This is a genomic window from Pinisolibacter sp. DMC19 (genome assembly GCF_056313985.1).
Genome location: NZ_JBQUZF010000003.1, coordinates 461,703 through 475,507 on the forward strand (window position 1 = coordinate 461,703; position 13,805 = coordinate 475,507).

15 protein-coding genes are annotated in these 13,805 nt (G+C 70.3%); 5 read left to right on the forward strand and 10 right to left on the reverse strand.

What is annotated here, in order from left to right; genetic code table 11:
- The first annotated feature begins 63 nt into the window (after positions 1-63).
- On the forward strand, positions 64-810 hold the full coding sequence (locus ACT53U_RS10240) for a 16S rRNA (uracil(1498)-N(3))-methyltransferase (RefSeq protein WP_476154726.1): 747 nt from the start codon (positions 64-66) through the stop codon (positions 808-810).
- Here ACT53U_RS10240 and ACT53U_RS10245 read toward each other — a convergent pair whose 3' ends face one another.
- Positions 811-2,184 carry a glutamate--cysteine ligase gene (locus ACT53U_RS10245; protein ID WP_476154728.1) on the reverse strand — a complete coding sequence of 458 codons (1,374 nt, stop codon included), beginning with the start codon at positions 2,182-2,184 and terminating at the stop codon, positions 811-813.
- A 173-nt stretch (positions 2,185-2,357) separates the two neighbouring features.
- On the opposite strand from ACT53U_RS10245, the gene ACT53U_RS10250 reads away from it, so the two are divergent.
- The gene (locus ACT53U_RS10250) at positions 2,358-3,188 is read left to right on the forward strand and encodes a DUF937 domain-containing protein (protein WP_476154730.1); all 831 of its coding nucleotides are present in this window, start codon (positions 2,358-2,360) and stop codon (positions 3,186-3,188) included.
- Here the strand turns inward: ACT53U_RS10250 and ACT53U_RS10255 are convergent.
- Positions 3,170-3,547, reverse strand: coding sequence for a DUF1127 domain-containing protein (locus tag ACT53U_RS10255; protein ID WP_476154732.1), 378 nt, complete (start codon positions 3,545-3,547; stop codon positions 3,170-3,172). The genes ACT53U_RS10250 and ACT53U_RS10255 overlap by 19 nt on opposite strands.
- Positions 3,548-3,728: 181 nt before the next feature.
- On the opposite strand from ACT53U_RS10255, the gene ACT53U_RS10260 reads away from it, so the two are divergent.
- On the forward strand, positions 3,729-4,613 hold the full coding sequence (locus ACT53U_RS10260) for a LysR substrate-binding domain-containing protein (protein ID WP_476154734.1): 885 nt from the start codon (positions 3,729-3,731) through the stop codon (positions 4,611-4,613).
- A gap of 12 nt (positions 4,614-4,625) precedes the next feature.
- Here the strand turns inward: ACT53U_RS10260 and ACT53U_RS10265 are convergent, their stop codons facing one another.
- From ACT53U_RS10265 to ACT53U_RS10290, 6 genes are all read right to left on the reverse strand, one after another.
- Positions 4,626-5,120, reverse strand: a complete 495-nt coding sequence (locus tag ACT53U_RS10265; RefSeq protein WP_476154736.1) for a hypothetical protein — start codon at positions 5,118-5,120, stop codon at positions 4,626-4,628.
- Between the two features lie 74 nt (positions 5,121-5,194).
- Positions 5,195-6,136 carry a DMT family transporter gene (locus tag ACT53U_RS10270; RefSeq protein ID WP_476154738.1) on the reverse strand — a complete coding sequence of 314 codons (942 nt, stop codon included), beginning with the start codon at positions 6,134-6,136 and terminating at the stop codon, positions 5,195-5,197.
- A 114-nt stretch (positions 6,137-6,250) separates the two neighbouring features.
- On the reverse strand, positions 6,251-6,760 hold the full coding sequence (locus ACT53U_RS10275; protein ID WP_476154739.1) for a hypothetical protein: 510 nt from the start codon (positions 6,758-6,760) through the stop codon (positions 6,251-6,253).
- Positions 6,761-6,773: 13 nt separating this feature from the next.
- Positions 6,774-7,442: a LutC/YkgG family protein gene (locus ACT53U_RS10280; RefSeq protein WP_476154741.1), complete on the reverse strand. Its 669-nt coding sequence runs from the start codon at positions 7,440-7,442 to the stop codon at positions 6,774-6,776.
- The gene (locus tag ACT53U_RS10285) at positions 7,439-8,875 is read right to left on the reverse strand and encodes a LutB/LldF family L-lactate oxidation iron-sulfur protein (protein ID WP_476154743.1); all 1,437 of its coding nucleotides are present in this window, start codon (positions 8,873-8,875) and stop codon (positions 7,439-7,441) included. Before ACT53U_RS10285 ends, ACT53U_RS10280 begins: the two co-directional genes overlap by 4 nt.
- Positions 8,872-9,660: a (Fe-S)-binding protein gene (locus ACT53U_RS10290; protein WP_476154745.1), complete on the reverse strand. Its 789-nt coding sequence runs from the start codon at positions 9,658-9,660 to the stop codon at positions 8,872-8,874. Before ACT53U_RS10290 ends, ACT53U_RS10285 begins: the two co-directional genes overlap by 4 nt.
- A gap of 299 nt (positions 9,661-9,959) precedes the next feature.
- Between ACT53U_RS10290 and ACT53U_RS10295 the strand changes: the two genes are divergently transcribed.
- Positions 9,960-11,270 (forward strand): DUF3422 family protein, encoded by a 1,311-nt coding sequence (locus tag ACT53U_RS10295; protein WP_476154746.1) that lies wholly within the window; start codon positions 9,960-9,962, stop codon positions 11,268-11,270.
- A gap of 86 nt (positions 11,271-11,356) precedes the next feature.
- Here the strand turns inward: ACT53U_RS10295 and ACT53U_RS10300 are convergent, their stop codons facing one another.
- On the reverse strand, positions 11,357-11,746 hold the full coding sequence (locus ACT53U_RS10300; protein ID WP_476154748.1) for a c-type cytochrome: 390 nt from the start codon (positions 11,744-11,746) through the stop codon (positions 11,357-11,359).
- Positions 11,747-12,091: 345 nt separating this feature from the next.
- Between ACT53U_RS10300 and ACT53U_RS10305 the strand changes: the two genes are divergently transcribed.
- Complete coding sequence (locus ACT53U_RS10305) at positions 12,092-12,901, forward strand: DUF2189 domain-containing protein (RefSeq protein ID WP_476154750.1); 810 nt, start codon at positions 12,092-12,094, stop codon at positions 12,899-12,901.
- An 84-nt stretch (positions 12,902-12,985) separates the two neighbouring features.
- Here the strand turns inward: ACT53U_RS10305 and ACT53U_RS10310 are convergent, their stop codons facing one another.
- Positions 12,986-13,723 (reverse strand): L,D-transpeptidase, encoded by a 738-nt coding sequence (locus tag ACT53U_RS10310; protein WP_476154752.1) that lies wholly within the window; start codon positions 13,721-13,723, stop codon positions 12,986-12,988.
- Positions 13,724-13,805 lie beyond the last annotated feature (82 nt).

A 13,805-nucleotide genomic window follows, 5' to 3' on the forward strand; every position in this document is an offset into this window, starting at 1 on the left:
CCTGACGCCGTCCCCCGTGGCATGGTATGACGGTTCGACCGACCTCTCGCGATTCCGAAGCCCATGGCCCGCTACGATTTTCGCCTCCAGCGCCTCTTCGTCCGTGCCCATCTGCGCGAGGGCGCCGACATCGATCTCGATCGCGAGCAGGCGAGCTATCTCCTCAACGTGCTGCGCATGGAGGAGGGTGCCCGCCTTCTCGTCTTCGACGGCGAGAACGGCGAATGGCTCGCCCATGTGGCGCCGGCCGGTCGGCGCGCCTGCCATCTGTCGATCGTCGAGCAGACCCGGCCGCAGACGCCGCGGCCCGATCTCGACTGGCTCTTCGCGCCGCTGAAACACGCCCGGCTCGACTACATGGTGCAGAAGGCGGTGGAAATGGGCGTCGGCCGCCTGCGCCCCGTCGTCACCCGCCACACCCAGGTCGGCCGCGTCAACGTCGAGCGCATGCAGGCGAACGTCGTCGAGGCGGCGGAACAGTGTGGCGTCATCACGCTGCCGAGCGTCGAGGAACCCGTCGCGCTCGAGCATCTGCTCGACACTTGGCACGTCCACGAGGGCGGCCGCCGCATTCTCTTCTGCGACGAGCACGAGGACACGACCAACCCGATGGCGATCCTGTCGGGCCTCGAGCGCGGCCCGCTGGCGGTGCTGATCGGGCCGGAGGGCGGCTTCTCCAAGGAGGAGCGCGCGGTGCTGCGCTCCAAGCCCTTCGTCACGCCGATCCCCCTCGGCCCCCGGATTCTCCGCGCCGATACCGCCGCGGTCGCGGCCCTGACGATCGTCCAGGCGGTGCTCGGCGACTGGTGATCACATCTCCGTCGCGCGCAGGATCGCCGCCGTGTCGCCGCCGTTCGCCGTGAAATCGGCGAGGAGGCGCTCGGCGTAGGTCTTGCCCGAGGCGACGATCTCGTCGAGCACCTCGAGATGCACGCTCTCGTCGCGCCCGCTCGCCGGATCGATTCGGCCGCGGCGCTTCAGACCCTCGCGGGCGATCGCCAGGACCTCGCGCGCGGTCTCGCGCAACGTCGACGAGCGGAACGGCGTCGCCAGTGCCAGGCGCGGCGCGGTCTCGCGCAGCGCCTGACGCTCCTCCGCCGTCCAGTCGGCGATGAAGCGGGTCGCCGCCTCGAGCGCCTCGGCGTCGTAGAGGAGGCCCGCCCACAGGGCCGGCATCGCCGGAACGTGCGAGCGCGGGCCGCAGTCCGAGCCGCGCATCTCGATGTAGCGCTTCAGCCGCACTTCCGGGAACAGCGTGCCGACGTGGTTGGTCCAGTCGCCCATCTCCGGCACCACGCCGGGGATGCGCTCCGCGAGCGCTCCGGCCATGAATTGGCGGAAGGTGGTGCCCGTGACGTCGTGATAGGTCGCGCCGCGCTTGACGAAATACATCGGCACGTCGAGCGCCCATTCGACGTAGTCGGCATAGCCGAAGCCGGGTTCGAAGGCCTGCGGCAGCATGCCGGTGCGGTCGCCGTCGGTGTCGAGCCAGATCGCCGAGCGGGTCGACAGGAACCCGGTCGGCTTGCCGTCGAGGAGCGGCGAGGCGGCGAAGAGCGCGGTGGCGATCGGCTGCAGCGCCAGACCCACCCGCATCTTGGCGGCCATGTCGGCCTCCGAGGCGTAGTCGACGTTCACCTGCACCGTCGAGGTGCGGAACATCATGTCGAGGCCGCGCGTGCCGACCTTCGGCATGTAGTTCATCATGATGCGATAGCGCGACTTCGGCATCACCGGCGTCTCGGCCATCGACCAGGCGGGCGAGGTGCCGAGCCCGGAGAAGCCGAGGCCGAGCGGATCGGCGACCGCCTTCACGTCGGCGAGGTGGCGGTCGAGTTCGGCCGCGGTCGCATGGGCGTCGTCGACCGGTGCGCCGGAGAGCTCGAACTGGCCGCCCGGCTCGAGGCTGATCGCCCCGCCGCCGACGTCGTCGGCGAGCCCGATGATCGCCTCGCCGTCGTGGATCGGCTCCCAGCCGGTGCGCGCCGCGAGCCCCTCGAGCACCGCGCGGATGCCCGCCTCGCCCTCGTAAGCGACGGGGGAACCGTCGGTGCGGCGGAAGGGGAACTTCTCGTGCTCGGTGCCCATCTTCCAGCGATCCGCCGGCTTCTCGCCGGCAGCGATCCAGGCGACGAGGTCGTCGCGGCTCTCGATGGGACGTTCGTCGATCGTGTCGCGGGCCATGGGCGGTTCCGGTTGGTCGGGCCGCGCACATTATAGGCCCGTCGATGACCGGACAAATGCGAAATACCGAAAGGAAGGCTCAGCGTCTCTGACCGATCGTCGGTGGTGGGCGATGGTTTGACGGCTTCCCCGGCACGCGCGAAGATCGATTCGATACCGGGGGACGAACGCCGATGAAGGATACGTTGGAAGCCCTTCGCCAGTTCTGGGACCCCGCGGCGCTGGGCGAGCGCCTCGCCGCGACCGGTCTGGGAGCGGCCGACGCGCGCACCGCGCTCGAGGCGCTGGGGCCGGCGATCTCGGCGGCGATGCGCCGTCGCGCCGCCGATCCGCGCGGTCTCGCCGAGATGATGGGTCTGGTGAAGGCCAAGCCCGACTTCGCCGCCAGCCTGCCCGGCGGCGAGGCGCTGGGGCGGCTCTTCGGCTCGCAGGCGGTCACCGCCGCGGTGATCGATGCGGTCGCGGCCGGGTCCGGGGTCGACAAACGGGTGCTGGAACAGGCCCTGCCGCTCGCCGCCGAAGGGGCGATGGCGGCGCTGGCCGAGACGCTTCGAGCCAATCCCCTGACCGAGGGGCTCGCCGATCTCGCCGAGCCCAAGCCGCGGGCCGCGCCCACCCTCGACGAGATCCTGACCGACAGTTTCGGCCCGGCGACCTCGCGCCTCGTCGGCAAGACCCTGCGCGAGACGCCCAATCCGATCGGACCGGGCAACGTCTTCGGCGAGATCCTCGGCGAGTTCATGCGCGGCTTCAACAACGGCGGCCCGCCGATCGACGAGCCGGTCGCCGCACACGACGCGGTACCGCCGCCCTCCCGCGCCGTCGGTCATCTCTTCGAGGCATCGCGCGCCGCCGGCGACGAACAGGCGCGCGCCCTCGAGGCGGTCTTCGACCGTTTCTGGAAGGATGCCGCAGAGATCGCCGCGGCCCACGCCGGTGAGGCTGCGGCCGCCGCCGGAGGGGATCCGGCGGCGGCCGAGCCGCCTCAGGCGACGGAGCCCTGAGGCGCCGACCGCGACGCGGTCGGCTTCGGCATCGGCGGGGGGAGGACCGATGCCGGGTTCATCGCCGCCAGCGCCTCGCGCTGCATCGCCCGCCGTCCGGCCCGCCGTTCGACGGAGAGGATGCGGAGCCGCGTCGAAGGATCGTCGTGGCCGGACCCGGCCAGCACCGCCACCACGTCGCCGCGCCTGAGGCCGATGTCGGCGAGCATGCGGTCGTCGAGGTCGAGCAGCGTCACCACGGCGCGGCGGTTTCGCCGCTTCGTCCATGCGCGCGCCCAGGACTTCGCCACGGCGACGACGGCGCGGTGAAGCGCGCCGGCGAGAGGGGCGAGGGCGAAGCGATCGACGACGGGGGACATGGCGCTCTCCTGCGGTTTAGGTCCCGAAAGGCCGATCTCGCGACGAAAATCCGCCGAATCGGGTGATTCGGCGGTGCGTTCGAGGGTGAGACCGGAATGTCCTCACCGTGCCTCACGTCGATTGATCGATCAAACGAATGTTGGTAATCGTTGGCATCAACAAAATCGATGGATCGATCCGATGCCCGCGACCCTGGACCTCGATCAGCTGAAGACCTTCGTGGCGATCGCCGAGAGCGGGTCCTTCACCCGCGCCGCCGACCGCGTCGCCAAGACCCAGTCGGCGGTCTCGATGCAGATGCGCCGGCTGGAGGAGCGGGTCGGCAAGCCGATCTTCTCGCGCGACGGCCGCCAGTCGCGCCTGTCGGAGCACGGCGAGCGGCTGCTCGCCTATGCCCGCCGGATGTTGCGGCTCAACGACGAGACGCTGGCGGCCTTCGAGGAGGCCGAGCTCTCCGGCCGCGTCCGCCTCGGCACGCCCGACGACTATGCCGATCGCTTCCTGCCGGAGATCCTGGCCCGCTTCGCCGCCTCCAACCCGCGCGCCGAGGTGACGGTGGTCTGTGCGCCCACCCCGACGCTGGTCGAGGCCATGTCGGCGGGCGATCTCGACGTCGCCATCATCACCCACGTGCGAGAGAAGGGGCCGGCCGAGATCATTCGACGCGAGCCGCTGCTGTGGGTCGGCTCGCAGCGCCATGCCGCCCACGAGATCGACCCGTTGCCGGTGGCGCTGGGGCGGCCGAACTGCAATTGGCGTCGCGCCGCGCTCGACGGGCTGGAGTTCGTCGGCCGCCGCCATCGCCTGCTCTACGTGTCGTGGAACTCGACGGCGGTCGGCGCCGCGGTGTTGGCGGGGCTGGCGGTGTCGGTGTTGCCGGAATCGGCGCTGCGCCCCGGCATGCGGGTGCTCGGCGAACGCGAGGGTTTGCCGCGTCTGCCCGAGGTCGAGATCGGTCTGCTGCGTGCCCGCGGCGCCAGCCTGCCGGTGGTCGACGCGCTCACCGGCCACATCGTCTCCTCGCTCGACAACCTGTCGGCGTCGGGGGTGACGATGTTCGGCTGATCGACCGGCGCCTCAGCGGAAGGCGGCGCCGAGCGCCTGGACGCGGTCGAAGGAGGTGATTTCGGCCGAACCGCGGGACGTCTGCTGATTGGCGGTCTCGTCGTTGGCGAGGGGCAGCGTCTTCTTGTCGATCGTGCCCTTCATCTTGGTGCCGTTCTTCCCGACCTCCATCACCATCAGCCGGCCGTTCTTGAGGTCGCGATAGAGCATGGTGGTGTCGGCGTCGCGCCGCGGCTCGCCGACCTCGGCGCCGCCGAAGAACCGGAAGCCACGGGCCGTTCCGCCGCCCCAGACGGCGACGGCGGCCGTGACCATCACCACGGCGAGGGCCGCCGCGATCAGCAGGTAGTTCGGCGCCTTGGCATGGTGGCCCTGGGCATGACCGTGGGCGGGATCGGTCTTGGCGGCATGGGGCAGAGGCTTCGCCGTCGGCCGTTGCGGCACGGGTCGTCCGCCCACATGGGCGGCCGGCGCGGGACGGGGAACGGGACGGGCGACGGTGGTCATCTGACACCTCTCTCGTCGCCATCATCCCACACCGACCCTTCAGGATCGGTTAAGGCTTTCCGTCGCCTTTCGCGTCAGCGCCGCAGCACGAAGAGGTTGCCGGCGAGCACCGCGGCGAGGCCGACGATCGCCGGCCAGGTCCAGACGTAGCCTTCGACCACGGTCGAGATCGCCAGCGCGAAGACCGGGAACATCACCGTCAGATAGCCGGCGCGCGCCGCACCGATCCGGCCGAGCAGGGTGAGGTAGGCCCAGAAGGCGGCGACCGACGAAACCAGCGCCAGCCACACCAGCGAGGCGACGTAGGGCGCAGACGTGTCGAAGCGGAAGCCTTCGCCGCCCACGAGCACGTAGACGAGCATGATGCCGCTGCCCCAGGTCATGCCCCAGGCGGTGGCCGAGAGCACCGGGATCGACCGCTTCTGCAGCACGCCGGAGATCATGTTGCCGGTGCAGAAACAGGTCGTCCCGGCGATGCAGAGCAACAGGCCGAGCGCGGCGGCATGGTCGAAGTCGGCGCCGGCGATCGTCGGCCAGAACATCGCCGCGACGCCGGCGAAGCCGAGCAGACCGCCGGTGAGCACCCGTCCCGAGATCCGGTGGCCGAAGAACACCCGCCCCATCAGCAGGTTGATGACCGAGGCGAGCGAGAAGACGACCGACAGCAGCCCCGACGGCAGCCCCTTGGCGCCGTGGTAGAACAGGTCGAAGTTGGTCGAGAAGATGAAGAAGCCGAGCGCCGCGAAGCCGGCGTGGGCGCGGAGCGAGAAGCGCATGCGCAGCCCGCCGACGACGACCCAGACCCACATCGCCACGGTGGCGAGCACGAAGCGCCACAAGAGCGAGGCTTCGGGCGAGACCGGCGCGGCGACCTGCGCCTTCATGGCGATCCAACTGGTCGACCAGCCGAACATCGTCACGCCGTAGAGCAGAGCATCGTAGGCGCTGAAACGCGGCGGAGCCGGCGTCGCACGGGCAGCCGGCGCCGTGGTCGACGCGGCGGTTGTCTCGGTCATGGGGCCTCGTTGGTGAATGCGTCGATCGCGACGGCTCGTTGCACGATCGTGCGACGTGGCGCCTCGGTCCAGCGAATAGTTCTGATCGGTCCGATCGACGCGGTCGATCGATCGTCAGTCGGCGCCCGAGTCGCCGCCACCACCGTCGCCGCCGAAATCGCCGCCGTCCATGGCACCGCCCATGTCGCTGCCGGTGTCGGTGTGCCCCATGTCGGCAGGGCCAGCGTCCGCGCCAGTGTCGCCGTGCGACGGAGCGGGACCGGCTTCGCCCGGATCGGCATCGGGCGCAGGATCCGAAGCGGCATGGCCGCTCGACCCGTGGTCGGGCGCGGCGTCTTCTTTCGCTTCGGTCTCCGGCTTCCACGGTTCGGCGCTCGGCGCCGCGGCCGGGGCGTCGTCGCCCGCGGCGGCGGGGCGCGCACTCATCGCCGCGCCGAGCACGAAGGCGGCGCCGGCCGCAGCCGCGGCTGCGGCATTGGACTGGCTCGCGGCTGCGGCAGGGGCTGCCGGCGAAGCCGACGCGCCGGTGTCGGCGGCGACCGCCTCTTCGCTCTTCGCCTCGCTCGGCGTCGCGGGCCGGCGGGTCGGCCGACGGCCGAAGATGTGTTTGAAGAACCGGATCATGCCGCCCTCGCTCTCATGCCCCGACCACGATCAGATGCAGCGCCTGCGGCCCATGGGCGCCGAGCAGCATGGTCTGTTCGATGTCGCCCGAGCGCGACGGCCCGGTGATCATGTTGACGGCACGCGGCATCACGCCCTCGCCCCACCGCGCCCGGATCCGCGCCCAGGCGTCCTCGTAGCTGCCGACCAGATCCTCTGCGAAGACCACGACGAGATGATGATCGGGCAGGAAGTTGAGCGTCGTCGGGTTGTCCTCGCCCGACACCAGCACCACCGTCCCGGTCTCGCCGACCCCGGCGAGCGCCGCCGACAGGCCGACGAGATCGCGCCCGCTCGACGGCCCGACGGAGACGTCGAGCTGCGCCTCGGTCTCGAAGGGCAACGCGGCGAGACGCGGATCGGCGCCACGCCGGATCGCCTGCGGCAGGTTGCGGGCGCGAAGATAGGCCGCGATCGCCGCCGGCACGTCGGCCGCGTTCGAGACCCGCTCGGTCGTGGTGGCGACGCTCTCCGCCTGCGCCGTGAAGTGATCGACCAGCGCCGCGCCCTCGAGCTTCGCCTTGGCCGGGATCGGCCCCGGCGCGCGCGCCGCGAGGCGTTCGGTGACGGCGGTGCGTCGCGTCGCCTCGTCGCCGGCGATGCCGCGCTTCAGGCGGCCGAGAATGGCGTCGCGTCCGCTCATCGCGTCTCTCCCCGCTGCGGGCGTTCGCCGGCGGCCCAGCGCTGCATGAAGGTGGCGCCCTGCGGTGCCGGCATGTCGCGATGCTTCGTCCAGCCGTCGCCGAGGGGCAGGCGGGCGATGCGTCCGCGCCCGCGGGCGATGAGCGCCAGCCCCGCCCGGCCGATCCGGGTGGCCAGCCGATAGAGCGCCGGCCGGGTGGCGAGCGCCGCCCAGAGCTTCAATCCGAGGCGCTGCGTCGCCGGGCTCAGCGCCTTCTCGTGCTCGCGCCCGCGCCAGGCCCGCATCATCCGCGGCAGCGGGATGCGCATCGGGCAGACCTCCTCGCAGCGACCGCAGAAGGTCGAGGCGTTGGGCAGATGGCCGGTCTGGTCGATGCCGACCAGCGTCGGCGTCAGCACCGAGCCCATCGGGCCGGGATAGACCCAGCCGTAGGCATGTCCGCCGACCTGATGATAGACCGGGCAATGGTTCATGCAGGCACCGCAGCGGATGCAGCGCAGCATGTCCTCGAACTCGGTGCCGAGCATCGCCGAACGGCCGTTGTCGAGCAGCACGACGTGATATTCGCTCGGCCCGTCGGGGTCGTCGGCGCGGCGTGGGCCGGTCGAGACGGTCGTATAGACGCTCATCTCCTGCCCGGTCGCGGAGCGCGCCAGCACGCGCATCACCGTGTCGAGATCCTCGAGCGTCGGCACGATCTTCTCGATCGAGGCGAGCACGACATGGGCCTTCGGCAGCGTCTGGGTCAGATCGCCGTTGCCCTCGTTGGTGACGATCACCGACGATCCGGTCTCCGCCACCAGGAAGTTCGCCCCCGTGATGCCGACGTCGGCCGCGGCGAAGCGGTCGCGCAGCACCGCGCGCGCCTCGGCCATCAGGGTCGCGGGCTCCGAGAGATCGCGCGTCGGCGAGAGATGGTCATGGGCGGCGCGGAAGTCCTCCGCCACCTGATCCTTGGTCAGATGGATCGCCGGGGCGATGATGTGGGAGGGATGCTCGCCGCGGAGCTGGATGATGTATTCGCCGAGATCGGTCTCGACCGGCGTGATGCCCAGCGCCTCGAGGTGCTCGTTGAGCGCGATCTCCTCCGAGATCATGCTCTTGCCCTTGGTGACGGTCTTGGCCTCCAGCCGGCGGCAGATGTCGGCGACGATGGTGCGCGCGTCCTCCGCCGTCTCCGCCCAGTGGACGTGACCGCCCGAGGCGACGACCTTGCGTTCGAACTCTTCGAGATAGAGGTCGAGATGGGCGAGCACGTGGACCTTCACGTCGCGCGCCGCGTCGCGCACCGCCTCGAACTCGGGAAGGCTCGCGACACCCATGCGCCGACGGGCCATGAAGCCGACCTCGACGTTGCCGAGCGCCTTGCGCAGCACCGGATCGGCCATGGCGCGGGCGGCATTCTCCGGAAAGGCGGGCGAGGTGACCTTCATCGCGTGCCCTCCTCGCTCGACCGGCCGATCGCCGGTTCGTCGGCCATGCCGGCGAGCACTTCGGCGACGTGGCGGACCTCGACGTCCGAGCCCTCGCGCGTGAGCTTGCCGGCGATGTTGAGGAGACAGCCGAGATCGCCCGCGACCAGCGTCGTGGCACCGGAGGCGGCGATGTCGGCGCATTTCTTGGCGACGATCGCCCCCGATATGTCGGGGTATTTGACCGCGAAGGTGCCGCCGAAGCCGCAGCAGGCCTCCGAGTCGCGCATCTCGACCGGCTCCAGCCCCTCGACGGCGGAGAGCAGCCGGCGCGGCTGGTCGCGAACCCCCAGTTCGCGCAGGCCCGAGCACGAGTCGTGCAGCGCCACACGGCCTTCGAACCGCGCGGCGGTCGCCGTCACGCCCATCACGTCGACGAGGAAGGCGGTGAGTTCGTGGGTCTTCGCGGCGAGCGCCTCGGCGCGGGCGCGCCACGGGTCCGACGCCTCGAAGAGCTCGGGATAGTGCCGCGCGATCATCGCCGCGCAGGAGCCCGACGGCGCCACCGCGTAGTCGCAGCCCTCGAAGGCGGCGATCACCCGCTTCGCCATGCTCCGAGCGCCGTCGCGGTCGCCGGCGTTGAAGTTCGGCTGGCCGCAGCAGGTCTGGTCGGCCGGCACGACGAGGTCGCAGCCGGCATCCTCGATCAGCTTCGCCGCGGCGAAGCCGACGGTCGGCCGCATCGTGTCGACGAGGCAGGTCACGAACAGGCCGACGCTCGGGCGGCGAGGGGAGGGGGCGGACATGCGGGCGGATACTCCGATGCGACGCCGAAGCGGCGCGCGCCGTTCGGTCCGCCGAGTTCGAACCCGTCGAACCGCGATCGTCAAGCCGTCTCGGCGGCCGGCCGGTGCCCGCGCCGCGCGTGCGTCGCCTGTCCGGCTGGCAAGCGCGCTGCCGCGTTGTTGCGTCGCACCATGGATGGTGGCCGCGCCGACCGCTTCGGCCTATGTGTTTTTCCGCAGTGCGGCATGGCCGGGCGGGCTTGACCCGCGGCCTCCGCTCCGCCGAGATGAGTTCCGCGCCGTCGACCAAGGAGTGCCCGATGACGACCGACGCTCCCGCCGTCCTGTCGCGCGGTTTCGTGCTCCATCCCCGCCGTGCCGAGATCCTCGGCGAGGTCCATGCCCGCCCCTTCCGGCCGGCGGTCGCACCGCGGGTGTTCCTGCACTACGCCTTCCTCGTGCATCGCGAGGCGATCGAGGCCGACCGGCTGTTCCTCGAGCGCTTCTGCCGCGCCCGCGGCCTCGCCGGGCCGGGACCGGAGACGCGCCATCACGTCGTGGCTGTCGGTGGCGGTTGGCTCAAGTGGGAACGCCACGCCGAATTCGTCGGCTACACCTGGGACGGTCCGGCGACCGACGGCGAGCGCTTCTTCGCCGAGCTGCCGAGCACCCACCCCTTCGGTACCGAATTCGTCCAGCCCGGCCCGCTGATGGTCGCCATCCGTCTCGACCTGATGGCCGACCGCGGCGACCTCGCGGCCGCCGCCGCGCTGTTCGATCCGGCGAGCTGCTGCGTCTCGGAGGCCTATGGCGGCGCCGGCGTGGCGCTGACCGACTTCCGTCAGGACGGCGACGGCCACACCCGCATCCTCTGCCTCGACCGCGGCCTCAACGAACAGCAGGCCGGCGCGCTGGTGCAGCGTCTCGTCGAGATCGAGACCTATCGAACGCTCGCCATGCTCGGCTTGCCGGTGGCGCAGGGCGTCGGCCCCGAGGTCCGTCGCATCGAGCGCGAACTCGCCGCGATCGCCGCCGCCATCCGCACCACCGAAGGGCTCGCCGCCAACCGTGAACTGCTGGAGCGCCTGTCGGGGCTGACCGCCGATCTCGAGGCCCATGTCGCCGAATGTTCCTATCGCTTCGGCGCGACGCGGGCCTACGACCAGATCGTCAAGGACCTGATCGTGCTGCTGCACGAACACCATGTGCCGGGCTACGGCACCTGGACCAACTTCCTCGCCCGCCGTTCCGATCCGGCGATGCGCACGGTGGTGTCGATCCAGGAGCGGATGAACGACCTGTCGCGCAAGCTCGCCCGCGCCGCTCAACTGCTCCGCACCCGCGTCGACATCGATCTCGAACAGCAGAACCGCGATCTGCTCTCCTCGATGAACGCCCGTTCGCGCCAACAGCTTCTCCTGCAGCAGACGGTCGAGGGCCTGTCGGTGGCGGCGGTCAGCTACTACGTCGTCGGCCTCTTCGGCTACCTCTTCAAGGCGGCCAAGGAGGCGCATCTCCTGCCGATCGATCCGGGGCTCGCGACCGGCCTCGTCGTGCCGGTGGTGATCGCCTGCGTCTTCTGGGTGGTGCGCTCGATCCGCAAGAAGCACGCCCCCGACGGCGAGCACTGAGCGCCGCGTTTCTTCGGCCGAAACGAAAAAGGCCCCGGTTTCCCGGGGCCCTTCCACATCCGTCCGCGAGAGGCTCGCGGCGCCGATCACTTCTTCGAAGCGAGGAAGGCGATGACGTCCTCGGCAGCGGCCTTGTCCTCGCCGAAGCCGGCGAAGGCCATCTTGGTGCCGGGGTTGAATTCCTTCGGGTTCTTGAGATAGGCCGCGAGCTGAGCCTCGTCCCACTTCTTGCCGTCGGCGCCCATCTTCTTCAGATCGTCGCCGTACTTGGCGTAGTTGGCGTCGCCGGCCATCGGGCGACCGATGACGCCCGTCAGGTTCGGGCCGGTCGGCTTGGTGGTGGCGTCCGGGCCGGGGACGGCGTGGCAGATCTTGCACTTGGCGAACAGCTTCTCGCCGTTGGCGGCGTCGCCGGCGAAGGAGGCGCCGGCCGAAGCGACGAGGCCGAGGGCGGCGAGGAGGACGACTTTCTTCATTTCGGATCTCCGCTGGGCGTGGTCATCGGTTTTACCCGAGAACGTGTCTAAACGACCGCGGTTCCGAGTCCTACCGGGAAATTCGGCCAAATCGAGATCATTCCGCCGGGGCACCCTCCGACCTCGGCCGAGTCGTCACCAAAAACCGACCTTCGTGCCCCGAAATTGGACGAAGGATCGAGGTTTGGGCACCTCCCGACGCCCTCTCGGGACGTCCTTGCGGTCAAGCTTACGTGAAAATACCCAAGGAACACTGATTGAATCGGTTGAAATCTCGCCATTCTGTGGCACTCTGACGCAGTGGTCCGCGCCATGTACGCGGACCCTCGGGTCGAGGAGGCGCGCATGACGATCGTGGCAGACACCGTCCCGTCGAGAACGGGACCATCCCATCCGGCAACCGCGGCGATCGACGTCCGCGCGTTGACCGTCGACGATCTCTCCGCCGCCCTCGCCGACGGCCTGAGAGACTTCCGCGCCGCGCCGACCTTCGGCCTGCTGGTCGGGCTCGTCTACGCGATCGGCGGCCTCGCCGTCTTCTCCGCGGCGATGTCCTTCGACATGATCTTCCTCGTCTATCCGCTTGCCGCCGGCTTCGCGCTGATCGCGCCCTTCGCCGCGGTCGGGATCTACGAGACCAGCCGCCGCATGGAGACGGGCGAGAGCCTGAGGATCGCCGATCTGATCGGCTCCGTGCCGCCCCATGCCCGGCGCGAACTCGGCTACATGGCGCTGGTCACGCTCTTCGGCATGATCGTCTGGGTCTATGCCGCCGGTTTCAGCTGGGCGCTGTTCTTCGGCGTGCGGCCGCTGCCGACCGAGGACGTGCTGAACATGCTGTTCTCGACCCCGCGCGGCGTCTTCTTCCTGGTCACCGGCAACCTGCTCGGCGCCGTGCTCGCCACCGCGATCTTCTCGGTGTCGATCGTCGCCTATCCGCTGCTGCTCGACCGCGACGTCGACTTCGTCACCGCGATGATCGCCTCGATCCGCACCGTGCTCGCCGCGCCGCAGGTGACGCTCGGCTGGGGCATCTTCGTCGCCACCATGCTGCTGATCGCCATCATGCCGATGTTCCTCGGCCTCGTCGTGGTCCTGCCCTGGCTCGGCCACGCCACCTGGCACCTCTATCGTCGCGCCGTCCCCCGCGCCTGACGGACCGCGCGCCTGCCGAAACGAAAGAGCCCCCGGAAGGTCACCTTCCGGGGGCTCTTTCGTTTTTTACGGTCGCGGACCACGTCACATGACGACGACCCGAGTGCCGACCTTGACCCGACCGTAGAGGTCGGTGACGTCCTGATTGCGCATGCGGATGCAGCCCGAAGAGACGGCCTGACCGATCGTCCACGGTTCGTTGGAGCCGTGGATGCGGTATTCGGTCGAGCCGAGATAGAGGGCGCGGGCGCCGAGCGGGTTGTCCGGCCCGCCTTCCATGTGGCGCGGCAGGTCGGGCTTGCGCTTCAGCATCGCCGCCGGCGGCGTCCAGTCCGGCCATTCCGCCTTGCGGGTGATGGTGTGGGTGCCGGCCCACTGGAAGCCGGGGCGGCCGATGCCGACGCCGTAGCGCCGCGCCTTGCCGCCGGGCAGCACCAGATAGAGCCGTCGTTCGGAGGTGTCGACGACGATCGTGCCCGGCGCCTGCGCCGTCTTGTAGTCGACCTCGGTCGGCAGATAGCGCGGATCGATCTCGTCGCGCCCCGGTCCCTCGCTCGGCGCCAGCGCCGCGGTGTGGGCGGGCTGCGGTGCGAAGCGGCTCGGCGGCGCGGACATGTCGGTGCGGGTGCCGTAGACCACCGGCCCCGTCACGTCGCGATAGGAAACCGGCCGCTGGCGCAACTGGTTGACCCACGGAGAGACGGCGTTGGGCGACAGCATCACCGGCGGACGGTCGACATAGCGGTCGAAGGCGGCGGCGGGCGTCGTCGCCCCGGCGATCCCGCCGGCGATCAGCGCCGCGGAGAGAAACGATCGATACATGGCACACACTCGGTCGTCGTGAAGCCCGGCCTCCGTTCGGATCCGGTCCTTCCCGTATCTTGGGCGCGTCCCCGCAACCGAA

Coding starts and splice junctions, on each gene's coding strand:
- ACT53U_RS10240 (WP_476154726.1), top strand. CDS start 64: ATGGCCCGCTACGATTTTCGCCTCCAGCGCCTCTTCGTCCGTGCCCAT.
- ACT53U_RS10245 (WP_476154728.1), bottom strand. CDS start 2,184: ATGGCCCGCGACACGATCGACGAACGTCCCATCGAGAGCCGCGACGAC.
- ACT53U_RS10250 (WP_476154730.1), top strand. CDS start 2,358: ATGAAGGATACGTTGGAAGCCCTTCGCCAGTTCTGGGACCCCGCGGCG.
- ACT53U_RS10255 (WP_476154732.1), bottom strand. CDS start 3,547: ATGTCCCCCGTCGTCGATCGCTTCGCCCTCGCCCCTCTCGCCGGCGCG.
- ACT53U_RS10260 (WP_476154734.1), top strand. CDS start 3,729: ATGCCCGCGACCCTGGACCTCGATCAGCTGAAGACCTTCGTGGCGATC.
- ACT53U_RS10265 (WP_476154736.1), bottom strand. CDS start 5,120: ATGACCACCGTCGCCCGTCCCGTTCCCCGTCCCGCGCCGGCCGCCCAT.
- ACT53U_RS10270 (WP_476154738.1), bottom strand. CDS start 6,136: ATGACCGAGACAACCGCCGCGTCGACCACGGCGCCGGCTGCCCGTGCG.
- ACT53U_RS10275 (WP_476154739.1), bottom strand. CDS start 6,760: ATGATCCGGTTCTTCAAACACATCTTCGGCCGTCGGCCGACCCGCCGG.
- ACT53U_RS10280 (WP_476154741.1), bottom strand. CDS start 7,442: ATGAGCGGACGCGACGCCATTCTCGGCCGCCTGAAGCGCGGCATCGCC.
- ACT53U_RS10285 (WP_476154743.1), bottom strand. CDS start 8,875: ATGAAGGTCACCTCGCCCGCCTTTCCGGAGAATGCCGCCCGCGCCATG.
- ACT53U_RS10290 (WP_476154745.1), bottom strand. CDS start 9,660: ATGTCCGCCCCCTCCCCTCGCCGCCCGAGCGTCGGCCTGTTCGTGACC.
- ACT53U_RS10295 (WP_476154746.1), top strand. CDS start 9,960: ATGACGACCGACGCTCCCGCCGTCCTGTCGCGCGGTTTCGTGCTCCAT.
- ACT53U_RS10300 (WP_476154748.1), bottom strand. CDS start 11,746: ATGAAGAAAGTCGTCCTCCTCGCCGCCCTCGGCCTCGTCGCTTCGGCC.
- ACT53U_RS10305 (WP_476154750.1), top strand. CDS start 12,092: ATGACGATCGTGGCAGACACCGTCCCGTCGAGAACGGGACCATCCCAT.
- ACT53U_RS10310 (WP_476154752.1), bottom strand. CDS start 13,723: ATGTATCGATCGTTTCTCTCCGCGGCGCTGATCGCCGGCGGGATCGCC.